General features: G+C 72.5%; 8 protein-coding genes and 2 pseudogenes. 6 read left to right on the top strand and 4 right to left on the bottom strand.

Translation table 11 applies throughout. The features are described 5' to 3' along the window. The first annotated feature begins 375 nt into the window (after positions 1-375). Both BM536_RS04910 and BM536_RS04905 read left to right on the top strand, forming a co-directional pair. Positions 376-2760: a phosphoketolase family protein gene (locus tag BM536_RS04910; RefSeq protein WP_094102574.1), complete on the top strand. Its 2385-nt coding sequence runs from the start codon at positions 376-378 to the stop codon at positions 2758-2760. Positions 2761-3128: 368 nt separating this feature from the next. Then, complete coding sequence (locus BM536_RS04905) at positions 3129-4199, top strand: ATP-grasp domain-containing protein (RefSeq protein ID WP_107439548.1); 1071 nt, start codon at positions 3129-3131, stop codon at positions 4197-4199. On the opposite strand, the gene BM536_RS04900 is transcribed toward BM536_RS04905, so the two are convergent. After that, a complete protein-coding gene (locus BM536_RS04900; protein WP_073493354.1) occupies positions 4183-4674 on the bottom strand; it encodes a SpoIIE family protein phosphatase in 492 nt (163 codons plus the stop codon). The genes BM536_RS04905 and BM536_RS04900 overlap by 17 nt on opposite strands. 298 nt (positions 4675-4972) lie before the next feature. On the opposite strand from BM536_RS04900, the pseudogene BM536_RS04895 reads away from it, so the two are divergent. Further along, positions 4973-7359: pseudogene (locus BM536_RS04895) on the top strand (ATP-binding cassette domain-containing protein). Positions 7360-7777: 418 nt separating this feature from the next. Further along, on the top strand, positions 7778-8629 hold the full coding sequence (locus tag BM536_RS04890) for a fructosamine kinase family protein (protein ID WP_094102573.1): 852 nt from the start codon (positions 7778-7780) through the stop codon (positions 8627-8629). 84 nt (positions 8630-8713) lie between these two features. Here BM536_RS04890 and BM536_RS04885 read toward each other — a convergent pair whose 3' ends face one another. Next, positions 8714-9067, bottom strand: a complete 354-nt coding sequence (locus tag BM536_RS04885; RefSeq protein ID WP_094102572.1) for a DUF8129 domain-containing protein — start codon at positions 9065-9067, stop codon at positions 8714-8716. 56 nt (positions 9068-9123) lie between these two features. After that, on the bottom strand, positions 9124-9489 hold the full coding sequence (locus BM536_RS04880; RefSeq protein ID WP_094102571.1) for a DUF6479 family protein: 366 nt from the start codon (positions 9487-9489) through the stop codon (positions 9124-9126). Between the two features lie 114 nt (positions 9490-9603). Here BM536_RS04880 and BM536_RS04875 point away from each other — a divergent pair, with 114 nt between their 5' ends. Both BM536_RS04875 and BM536_RS04870 read left to right on the top strand, forming a co-directional pair. Continuing rightward, positions 9604-9978, top strand: coding sequence for a four-helix bundle copper-binding protein (locus BM536_RS04875; protein WP_073493363.1), 375 nt, complete (start codon positions 9604-9606; stop codon positions 9976-9978). 118 nt (positions 9979-10096) lie between these two features. Then, positions 10097-11273 (top strand): annotated as a pseudogene (locus tag BM536_RS04870) (acyl-CoA dehydrogenase family protein). A gap of 9 nt (positions 11274-11282) precedes the next feature. Here BM536_RS04870 and BM536_RS04865 read toward each other — a convergent pair. Next, entirely contained in the window at positions 11283-12137 is an 855-nt protein-coding gene (locus BM536_RS04865; RefSeq protein WP_073493365.1) for an NUDIX hydrolase, read from the bottom strand. Positions 12138-12164: the final 27 nt, after the last annotated feature.

The raw sequence follows: 12164 nt of genomic DNA, 5'->3' as shown, positions 1-12164 counted from the left end.
CCCTGCCCCGAAGGTCAAGCATCATCCGGTAGCCCCGCACCGCCTCGAAGGTCCGGCACTCTCCGGTTGGCCCGGCCCCGGGCAGAAGGTCCAGCACTCTCCGGTAGGCCCAGCCCCGCGCAGAAGGTCCGGCCCCGCTGCCGGGAGGCCCCGCCCTCGCTCGGCGAGCCCGGCACCGGTCCCGGCGGCCGTGCACTCGTCCGGCACGGGGAACCCCGGCATCCGTCCAGCGAGCGCCCACCCCGTCCGGCGTCCTCCGGATGGCCCGTCCGGCCCTGGCGGGTACCCGGGGGGTCGGGAGAGGGTGGGAGGGAACGGACCGGCCCCGCACTTCCCGCGCACCTACCGCCGAACCGATCTTGGAAGGGACCCGAGATGTCCGTCGACCCCCAGCAGGCGTCCGCCCGTCTCACCGACGACGAACTGAGGACGCTGGACGCCCACTGGCGCGCCGCGAACTACCTGTCCGTCGGCCAGATCTACCTCATGGCCAACCCCCTGCTCACCGAGCCGCTGCGCCCGGAGCACGTCAAGCCGCGGCTGCTCGGGCACTGGGGTACGTCCCCCGGGCTGAACCTCGTGTACACCCACCTCAACCGTGTCATCCGCGACCGTGACCTGAACGCCCTGTGCGTATGGGGGCCGGGCCACGGCGGGCCGGCGGTGGTCGCCAACTCCTGGCTGGAGGGCTCGTACACCGAGACGTACCCCGACGTCACGCGGGACGCGGCCGGCATGGCCCGGCTGTTCAAGCAGTTCTCCTTCCCCGGCGGCATCCCCAGCCACGTCGCCCCCGAGACGCCCGGCTCCATCCACGAGGGCGGCGAACTCGGCTACTCGCTCTCGCACGCCTACGGCGCCGCCTACGACAACCCGGACCTGCTCGTCGCCTGCGTGATCGGCGACGGTGAGGCGGAGACCGGGCCGCTGGCCGCTTCCTGGCACTCCAACAAGTTCCTCGACCCGGTCCACGACGGCGCCGTCCTGCCGATCCTCCACCTCAACGGCTACAAGATCGCCAACCCGACGGTGCTGGCCCGCATCCCCGAACCGGAACTGGACGAACTGCTGCGGGGCTACGGCCACGACCCGATCCACGTCACCGGCGACGAGCCGGCCGCCGTGCACCGCGCGATGGCCGAGGCCATGGACACCGCCCTGGACCGCATCGCGGCGATCCAGCGCGCCGCCCGGGACGAGGCGCCGGCCAGCGGCCCCCGCTGGCCGGTGATCGTGCTGCGCACCCCGAAGGGCTGGACCGGCCCCGCGCAGGTCGACGGGTTGCCCGTGGAGGGCACGTGGCGCGCCCACCAGGTCCCGCTCTCCGCCGTACGGGACAACCCGGAGCACCTGCGTCAGCTGGAGACGTGGCTGCGCTCCTACCGGCCCGGGGAACTCTTCGACGAGCAGGGCGCCCCCCGGCACGACGTACTGACCTGGATCCCCGACGGCACCCGCCGCCTCGGCGCCACCCCGCACGCCAACGGCGGACTCCTGCTGCGCGAACTCCCGCTGCCCGCTTTGGAGTCGTATGCCGTCGCCGTCGACAAGCCCGGCACGACCCGGCACGAACCCACCGGTGTCCTCGGTGAGTTGCTGGAGGAAGTGATGCGGTCCACCGCCGGGCGGCGCGACTTCCGGCTGGTCGGCCCCGACGAGACCGCCTCCAACCGCCTCCAGGCCGTCTACGGGGCCAGCGGCAAGGCATGGCAGGCGCAGACGCTCCAGGTCGACGAAGACCTCGACCGGCACGGCCGGGTGATGGAGATCCTCTCGGAACACACCTGCCAGGGCTGGCTGGAGGGCTATCTGCTCACCGGACGGCACGGACTGTTCTCCTGCTACGAGGCGTTCGTGCACATCGTCGACTCGATGGTCAACCAGCACATCAAGTGGCTGCGCGTGACCCGCCGGCTGCCCTGGCGCGCCCCCATCGCCTCCCTCAACTACCTGCTCACGTCGCATGTGTGGCGCCAGGACCACAACGGCTTCTCCCACCAGGACCCCGGCTTCGTCGACCACATCCTCAGCAAGAGCCCCGAAGCCGTCCGCGTCTATCTGCCGCCGGACGCCAACACGCTGCTGTCGGTGGCCGACCACGTGCTGCGCAGCCGCGACTACGTCAACGTCGTCGTGGCCGGCAAGCAGCCCTGCTTCGACTGGCTGACGCTGGACCAGGCCCGCGCCCACTGTGCCCGCGGCGCCGGGATCTGGGACTGGGCCGGCACCGAGAACGGCACCCGCGAACCGGACGTCGTCCTCGCCTGCGCCGGGGACGTACCGACCCAGGAAGTGCTGGCCGCCGCCCAGTTGCTCCGCCGCCACCTGCCCGAACTCGCGGTCCGCGTGGTCAACGTCGTCGACATCGCCCGCCTGATGCCGAGCGGCGAACACCCGCACGGCATGAGCGACTTCGAGTACGACGGTCTGTTCACCGCCGACAGGCCCGTCGTCTTCGCCTACCACGGCTATCCGTGGCTGATCCACCGTCTGGCCTACCGCCGCACCGGCCACCAGCACCTGCACGTGCGGGGTTACAAGGAGATCGGCACCACGACCACGCCGTTCGACATGCTGGTCGGCAACGACTGCGACCGGTACCGCCTGGTCATGGACGTCATCGACCGCGTCCCCGGCCTCGCCGTGCGTGCCGCGGCCGTGCGCCAGCGGATGGAGGACGTCCGGCTGCGCCACCACGACTGGATCCGTGTCCACGGCACCGATCTGCCGGAGGTCGCCGACTGGGCCTGGGACGGCTGACCCGGACCCCGGGCAGGGCGCACGGTCCGGGCGGACGGCGCAGAGGCAGGGGCAGGAGCCGGGCGGCCGTGCGCCCTGTCACGGGGCCGGGCCCGGTGCTTACAGTGGTCGGCCAGCCCCGCGGCACGATCCGACGGGGCGCCCCCACCCACGTGGTCACCGGCCGCCCCGGCCCCGGCGGTGGTCCGGGCCCGGCCCCCCGGCCCCGGCGGTGGTCCGGGCCCGGCCGGCCCGTATCCCGGCGCGGCTCCCAGGGCGACGGGTGCGAGGACCACCCGCGCGACAGGCACCACACACCGTGACGCCGTTTCGTACCGCGCGACCGGGACCGCGGTACGAGCGCGCGTCGAGAGCCACTGGAGGCCGCTGTGTCCCGACCGTGCATCGCCCTGATCGCCGACCCGACGTCGCCCGAAAAATGTAGCGAGTACCTGGCCGACGCCGTGGAACTGCTCACCGGCGCACCGCCCGTGCGCATCGACTCCCGCCACTTCGCGACCGGAGGAAACGCAGGAAACGGAGGCCCCGGAACGGCCGGAGCGGCCGGAGCGGCCCAAGCCTCCGGCCGCGGCGTCCGCGACGGAGGCCGCTTACGGCTGCGGGTCCCGCAGGAGGGGCTGGACTTCGTGCCCGACATCGTCGTGCTGTACGAGATCCCGCCGCACCGCCGCCGCGCCCTCGCCGGCTTCCAGGAACTCCTGGGCCGCCATGACGTGGTCACACTAGGCACCGGCCCCGACGCGTGGCGGACCGCCACGGAGAAGAACCTCACCGTCGAACGCTTCCGCCGGGACGGCATCGCCCAGATGGAGACCGCCGTCCTGTCCCGTCCCACCGCACGGGAGGCCGCCGAGGCGTTCGAGCGGCTCGGCGGCGACACCTGGGCGCGGCCCGTCGTCGGCACCGGCGGCAACGACACCTTCCACGTCACCACGCCCGCCCAACTGGAGGCGGCGACCGGCTACTACGCCGAGCACGGCACCGACTGGATGCTCTCCCGCGACGCGGGCAACTTCACCGCCGACGGGCTGCGCCACCAGTTCCGTGTCTTCGTCCTCGGCGGGCGCGTCGTGCACGCCCGCGAACATCTCCAGCCCGCCCCCGACACCCCCTGCAACACCTGCCAGGGCGCCACCGCCGTCCACATCGACCCGCCGGACCTGCCGCCCCGCCTCACCGAACTCGCCGTCGCCGCCACCGCCTCCGTCGGCCTGCCCTTCGCCGGGGTCGACCTGGCCGTGGAGAACGGCGGCGTCGTCTTCGAGGTCAACGTCCAGCCCGCGTTCGTCGACGGGGAACTCGAGAGCGTGGCCGTCCCGTACATCAAGGCGCACCTGGACGCCTACGAGCTGGCGGTGGGCGGCCGTCGCACGGCACGGGAGCCGCACCTGACCCAGCCGGTCACCACCGGCCGCAGGGGCTTCACCGCCCCGGCCTGAACCCGGTCGTCCGCCCTCGTCCCACGGCCGCACTCCGGGCCGTGGGACGAGGCGCGCGCGCCGCGCGCCGCGTCCGGAGCCCTACGCCGCCGGGAGCTGTGCCAGCAGGAGGGTCACGTCGTCGTTGTGACTCTCCGGATCCGGCAGCACCCGCGAGCATCCGGTCGACCGCCTTCTCCAGGCGGGGCGCGTCGGCGAACAACTGCCGGAGCGGCACGGTGAGTTCGGCGATGCCCAGCTCCATGTCGCTGCCCGGTGTCTCGATCAGGCCGTCCTTGTAGAGCACCAGGGTCGCCCCCGGGGGTGTCTTCGCGCGGGCCCGCTCGAGCGGGACGTCGCCGATGCCGACGCCGACGCCGAGAGGCATGTTGACCGGGCAGTCGAGCGCCCGCACGCCCTGTCCCGTCCCGACGACCAGGACCGGCAGATGCCCCGCCGAGCAGATCGTCACCGTCCCCGCGCCCGGGATGATCAACGGATAGCAGCAGCTAGGAGCAGATAGCAGCAGGTGACGAGCCGGTCGGGCACGTCCAGGTCGGCGACGCAGGTGTCCGGCGCGCGCATCAGCGGTCGCGGGGTGTGCGCCACCGGCGGGTTCGGGCCGTGCTCCGCCGCCGATCCGAGGGGTATGCCACGGTACGTGCCCCGGCAGCGCCGGCACGGACCGGTTCGGTCAGGAATCGAGAAGCGCCGGTCACCGGGCAGCGCATAGCGTGAGAGCGACGCCCACGGAGACCGCGAAGGCCGGCCCGGACAACCGATGGAGACAGTTGATGAGCACCACGAAGAGGACGGCCGCCCGGCCGCCCGTGCCGCACGCAGCCGACACCCACGACGTGATCCGTGTGCACAGCGCGCGCGTGAACAACCTCAAGGACGTCAGTGTCGAGATCCCCAAGCGCCGGCTGACCGTCTTCACCGGTGTGTCCGGCTCGGGCAAGAGCTCTCTGGTGTTCAACACGATCGCCGCCGAGTCGCAGCGGTTGATCAACGAGACGTACAGCGCCTTCGTACAGGGCTTCATGCCGACACTGGCGCGGCCCGACGTCGACGTCCTCGACGGTCTGACCACCGCGATCATCGTCGACCAGCAGCGGATGGGCACCGACCCCCGCTCCACCGTCGGCACCGCCACCGACGCCAACGCGATGCTGCGCATCCTCTTCAGCCGGCTGGGCGAGCCGCACATCGGCCCGCCCAGCGCCTACTCCTTCAACACCGCCTCGGTGCGGGCCAGCGGCGGCATCACCGTCGAGCGCGGCACCAAGAAGACCGTGAAGGCGACCTACAACCGCACCGGCGGCATGTGTGTCCGCTGCGAGGGCCGGGGCACGGTCTCCGACATCGACCTCACCCAGCTCTACGACGACAGCAAGTCGCTGAACGAGGGCGCGCTCACGATCCCCGGCTACAGCATGGACGGCTGGTACGGCCGCATCTTCAGCGGCTGCGGCTTCTTCGACCCGGACAAGCCGATCCGCGAGTTCACCAAGAAGGAGCTGCACGACCTCCTCCACAAGGAGCCGACCAAGATCAAGATCGACGGCATCAACCTGACGTACGAGGGTCTGATCCCGAAGATCCAGAAGTCGATGCTCGCCAAGGACATCGACGCGCTCCAGCCGCATGTGCGCGCCTTCGTGGAGCGGGCGATGACGTTCACCGTCTGCCCCGAGTGCGACGGCACCCGGCTCAGCGAGGGCGCCCGCTCGTCGAAGATCGACAAGGTCAGCATCGCCGACGCCTGCGCGATGCAGATCACCGACCTGGCCGACTGGGTCCGGGCACTGGACGAGCCGTCGGTGGCGCCGCTGCTCACGGCGTTGCGGCAGACCCTCGACTCGTTCGCGGAGATCGGCCTCGGCTACCTCTCGCTCGACCGGCCGGCGGGCACCCTGTCGGGCGGTGAGGCGCAACGCGTCAAGATGATCCGCCACCTCGGCTCCTCGCTCACCGACGTCACCTACGTCTTCGACGAGCCCACCGCCGGTCTGCACCCCCATGACATCCAGCGGATGAACGACCTGCTGCTGCGCCTGCGGGACAAGGGCAACACCGTGCTCGTCGTGGAGCACAAGCCGCAGACGATCGCGATCGCCGACCACATCGTCGACCTCGGTCCCGGCGCAGGTACGGCGGGCGGCACCGTCTGCTTCGAGGGCACCGTGGAAGGGCTGCGGGCCGGCGGCACCGTCACCGGCCGCCATCTCGACGACCGGGCCGCCCTGAAGGAGTCCGTGCGCAAGTCCACCGGGGCGCTGGAGATCCGCGGCGCGACGGCGCACAACCTCCAGGGCGTCGACGTGGACATCCCGCTCGGCGTGCTCGCCGTCATCACCGGTGTCGCCGGTTCCGGCAAGAGTTCGCTCGTGCACGGGTCGATCCCCGGCGAGGCGGGCGTGGTGTCGGTCGACCAGAGCCCGATCAGGGGCTCCCGGCGCAGCAACCCGGCGACGTACACCGGACTGCTCGACCCGATCCGCAAGGCGTTCGCCAAGGCCAACGGTGTCAAGCCGGCCCTGTTCAGCGCCAATTCCGAGGGCGCCTGCCCCACCTGCAACGGCGCGGGCGTCATCTACACCGACCTGGCGATGATGGCGGGCGTGGCCACCACCTGCGAGGACTGCGAGGGCAAGCGGTTCCAGGCGGCGGTGCTCGACTACCACCTCGGTGGCCGGGACATCAGCGAGGTGCTCGCGATGCCGGTGGCCAGGGCCGAGGAGTTCTTCGGCTCCGGCGAGGCGCACACCCCGGCGGCGCAGCGCATCCTCGGCCGCCTCGCGACGTCGGGCTCGGCTACCTCACCCTCGGCCAGCCCCTCACCACCCTGTCCGGCGGCGAGCGGCAGCGGCTCAAGCTGGCCACCCACATGGGCGACAAGGGCGGCATCTACGTCCTCGACGAACCGACCACCGGCCTGCACCTCGCCGACGTCGAGCAACTGCTCGGCCTGCTGGACCGGCTCGTCGACTCCGGCAAGTCGGTCGTCGTCGTCGAACACCACCTGGCGGTCATGGCCCACGCCGACTGGATCATCGACCTCGGCCCCGGCGCGGGTCACGACGGCGGCAGGATCGTCTTCGAGGGCACTCCGGCCGACCTGGTCGCGGCCCGCTCGACCGTCACGGGTGAGCACCTCGCGGGGTACGTGGGCGGTTGACGCGGACGTCGTCGTGGTGGGGGGGCGGGGTGCCCTGGTGTGGTGCGGGCCGGGGTTTCCGGGGAGGCCGGGCGGGTGGTCTTGGAGGGCACTCCGGCCGACCTGGTCGCGGCCCGCTCGACCGTCACGGGTGAGTACCTCGCGGGGTACGCGGGCGGGTGACGGTCGGCGTCGTCGTGGCCCGGGAGTCGCGGTGTCGCTTCACTCGGGGCGAGACGGTGACCGGAGTGTTGTCGGGCTCGGGGCACCGGGGTGTCGTCGGGTCCAGGGTGTGACGGTGGCCGAGGTGTCCCCGGGTTCGGGGTTGTGACGGTGGCCTGGGTGTCCTCGGGTTCGGGGTGCTGGGGAACAGGGCGTCACGGTGGCCGGGGTGTCGTCCAGGGCGCCCCGGCCCCCCCGTCGTCGTAGCCTGGGCGCCGTGACTCCGCCTGACGAACCGGGTGCCGCCGCGGCGTGGCTGACGGGTGCGGCCGTCCAGCGCGTGCGCCCGCTGTCGGGGGACCTCGCCGAGGTCGTCCTCGACGGCGGGCGGGCGGTGATGGTCAAGCGGGGCGACCCCCGCGCCGTGCGGGCCGAGGCCGCCGGGCTGCGCTGGCTGGCCGACGCCCGCACGGTCCGCGTCCCGGCCGTGCGCGGCGCCGGAGGACGATGGCTGGTGACCGACCGGGTGCCGACCGGTCCGCCGAGCCCCGAAGCGGCCTTCCGGTTCGGCCGCGACCTGGCGGCCCTGCACCTCACCGGCGCCCCCGCCTTCGGCGCACCGCCCCCGGACGGCCCGCGGGAGGCGTTCGTCGGCCTCGCCCCGATGCGCAACGTGCCCGGCGACGACTGGCCCGCCTGGTACGCCGAGCACCGGGTGCTGCCGTATCTGCGGACGGCCTTCGACCAGGGGACCGTGCGGCCCGCCGGGGCGGCCCTCGTCGAGCGGGTCTGCGAGCGGCTGCCCGACCTGGCCGGCCCCCCGGAACCGCCCGCCCGACTCCACGGCGACCTGTGGAACGGCAACGTGCTGTGGGGCGCCGACGGACATGCCCGCCTCATCGACCCGGCCGCGCACGGCGGACACCGCGAGACCGACCTCGCGATGCTGGACCTGTTCGGCTGCCCGCACCTGAACCGGGTGCTGGACGGCTACCAGGACGCGGCCCCCCTCGCGGCGGGCCGAGAGGACCGGGTCGGTCTCCACCAGCTGTTCCCGCTGCTCGTGCACGCGGTGCTGTTCGGCCGGACGTACGCCGAACAGGCGGTGGCCTTGGCGGCGCGGCTGTAGCCGAGGCTCGCGCCGCCGCAGGCGCCACGGACGCCAGGGCCCGGGCACCGGCCCGGACCCTGATTGACGCGGACGGGGACGGACCTACGTCCGGTTGCCCTTCGGCCTGCCCCGTTGATCCGGGGTGCCGTGCGGCGGCGGACCGAACGGCTGCGGCGAGGTCGCCGGCGACACCGGGGAACCGGAGCGCCCCGTGGACTGCTCCGGGCGCAGCGCTCCCGGGTCCCCCGAAGTCGGCTCGGCGCCCGCCGCCAGCTGCTCCAGGCGGGACGTCAGGACCTCGGTCACCGGCAGGCGGTCGGCGTGCGTGCGTTCGTAGGCGAGCAGTTCCTCGACCTCCCCGGCGGTGAGCGACCGTACGCGGCTCTCCAGGCCGCCGATGGGCAGGTGGTCGTAGTCGGGCAGGGGCAGGGTGCTGCGACCGTCGTCGCCATGGATCTCACTCCGTTCGCGATGGCCCGGGAACGGTGGGCGCTGGTTGCGCGGGGCGGGGCTCAGTGGCCGCCCAGTCCACCCCCGCCGAACGATCCGCTGCTGCCCGGACTCCAGCGCCGCGGCTCCTTGGACGTGCTCGGCCGGGTCTGCATGTTGGTCAGTTCGTACGGGGTGAGGGCGCGGCCCCCCTTCGGGGTCCGCGGTACCTCGTCGGGCTCCCGGTACTGACGGACCTCGTGCACGGGTCCGTCCGGGGGCAGCTGCGGCTGCTCGTCGGGGCGCGGCCGGGGCAGCTCGCGCTGCTTGACGCGTGCGCCCAGCCAGAAACTGCCGGCCAGCAGGGTCACGAGACCCGCACCGACCACGAACATGGCCACGCTGAGCAGGCCGCTCGAGGAGGCCAACTGCATGCTTGCGCTACTCATATCAGGCGAATACCCCACCAATCGGTCGCGAACCGCCAGGCGGCGTCTGTCGCTCTCCGTGCCCGGTTCGCCCCCGTCGAGTTTGGCGGGGGCCGTCGAGGCAACCCGCGCTGTGTGACTTCGACGACATCCCAACAGGAGCTCATCCGGTTCCTGGAGGACCGCTTCGCATGCGCCCAGGCGTGCACCGAGTGCGCGCGGGCCTGCGCGCTGCGTGCGAGCCTCGTGGATCCGGACGGAACCGAACAGCAGGAGTTCGTGCGGCGCAAGGGGATCATGTGCGCGGAGGTCTGTGACGCGACCTGCCGCGTGCTGTCCGAGGACAACCGGGTGGACGAAGCCGAAATCCGGGTCCAGGTGGAGTGGTGCCGGACCGTCTGCCTGGAGACCGCGCACGTCTTCGAGCGGCATCCCGGCGCCGAGGAGAGTGCGGCCGCGTGCCGCGCGTGTGCCCGCGCCTGCACGGACTTCCTGGAGACGCTGGAGTGAGGTGGTGCCCGAGACGGCCGATCGGCGGCTCCGGCCGGTGACCGGCATTCCCAATTTCTGAAACACGTTCTACGGTGTGCGCCGTCAGGAGACCGGCCTTGGGAAGCCAGGAGGCGCCGTGCACCTCGACCACACGCCCGAGCAGTTGCGGCTGCGCACCGAACTGCGTGCCTACTTCGCCGAGCTGGTACCGGACAACGCGTACGCCCGGCACGCCGACCCGGTCGCCGCGAAACGCTTCTACCGCGAGACCATCCGCCGGCTCGGCGCGGACAACTGGCTGGGCGTCGGCTGGCCGAAGGAGTACGGCGGGCGCGGGCTGACGCCGACCGAGCAGTTCGTGTTCTTCGACGAGGCCGCGCAGGCGGGCGTCCCGCTGCCCCTGATGGCGCTCAACACCGTCGGCCCGACGATCATGCGGTACGGCACGGACGAGCAGAAGGCGTACTTCCTGCCGAAGATCCTCGCCGCGAGATCGACTTCGCGATCGGCTACAGCGAACCCGACGCGGGCACCGACCTCGCCGCCCTGAAGACCCGCGCGTGCGCGACGGGGACGAGTACGTCGTCGACGGCCAGAAGATCTGGACGACCAACGGCGACACCGCCGACTGGGTGTGGCTCGCCGTGCGCACCGACCCCGACGCCCCGCCCCACAAGGGCATCACCATGCTGCTGGTCCCGACCACCGACCCCGGCTACTCCTGCACGCTCATCCGCACGCTCGCCTCGCACGACACCACCGCGAGCTACTACGAGAACGTGCGCGTCCCCGTCACCCACCGGGTCGGCGCCGAGAACCAGGGCTGGCGGCTGATCACCAACCAGCTCAACCACGAGCGCGTGACCCTGGCCGCGCACGGCACCATGGCCATCCGCGCCCTGCACGACGTCCAGCGGTGGGCGACCGGGACCAAGCTCGCCGACGGCCGCCGCGTCGTCGACCTGCCCTGGGTCCGCCGCCTCCTCGCCCGCACCCATGTGAGACTCGACGCCCTCAAACTCCTCAACTGGCAGATGGTCGCCGCCCTCCAGAACGGCACCCTCACCCCGCAGGACGCCTCCGCCGTCAAGGTCTACGGCTCCGAGGCCCGCCGGGACGCCTACGCCTGGCTGATGGAGGTGGTCGCCGCTCCCGGCGCCCTCCGGGAGGGCTCGGCCGGCGCCGTCCTGCACGGCGAACTCGAACGCGGCTACCGCTCCGCCGTGATCTTCACCTTCGGCGGCGGAAACAACGAGATCCAGCGGGAGATCATCTCCTGGATCGGCCTGGGCATGCCCCGGGTACGGCGCTAGCCGGGGCGCTCAGTCCCAGCCCAGCTCCGTGTACGCCCGTCCGTCGCGGATCCCCTCGACGGCCGCCCGCGCATAGCCGACCATCGGTTCCGGCAGGGCGTCCAGGGGCCACCACTCCCAGCCGAGGCACTTGTCCGGCTCCAGCACGCGCGGCTCGCCCCTCCAGGTCCGCGCCCGGAACACCAGCTGGAGCCGGGGCCGCGTACCGGGACGGTCGAGGACGTGGACGGTGTGCACCAGCTCGACGTCGTCGGCGCCGATCTCCAGCCCGGCCTCCTCCCGGGCCTCCCGGACCAAACAGGCCACCGCCGACTCAAGCTCGCAGTGACCGGCCAGGAAGTGGTGTCGCAGCGGGGCGAAGGACAGATCGGGGTGGCGCAGTCCGAGCAGGACCTTGCCGTCGCGCTCCAGATACAGGTGCACGCCGACGACGTTCGGGACCGTGCCCCGGCCCGACACCGGCCGGGCCGGGGGAAGCGTCCCGTCGGCCCGGTGCAGGGCGAGGATCTCGGCCGCCCACGGGGCCATCGTGAGCCGCGCCGTCGTCTCCGCGTCGAAGAAGGCGAACATGACGCCCTCGGTGACGGACAGCCGTGCCGGATCACCGTCCCAACGGCCCAGGAACACCTGGATGGTGCCGTCGACGACGCCGTACCGCGTCAGCCCGTCGAGCACGAGCCCCGTCTCCTCCAGCAGCTCCCGTGCGACGGCCTCCTCGGCCGTCTCGTCCCCCTCCCGCGCCCCACCGGGCAGCGACCAGGCGCCCGGATCGCAGATCGGCCGGTGCGCGTCCCGGAGGTGGAGGAGGTACTGGCCGCGCCCGTTGACCAGGAGCGCGGCGGTCTGACGGGGTCCGTCGGCCATGGGGTCTCTCCTTCACGAGCGGCTGCG

The sequence above is a fragment of the Streptomyces phaeoluteigriseus genome, from assembly GCF_001896135.2.
GTDB classification, from domain to species: domain Bacteria; phylum Actinomycetota; class Actinomycetes; order Streptomycetales; family Streptomycetaceae; genus Streptomyces; species Streptomyces phaeoluteigriseus.
This window is presented reverse-complemented; position numbering and strand designations above follow the sequence as displayed.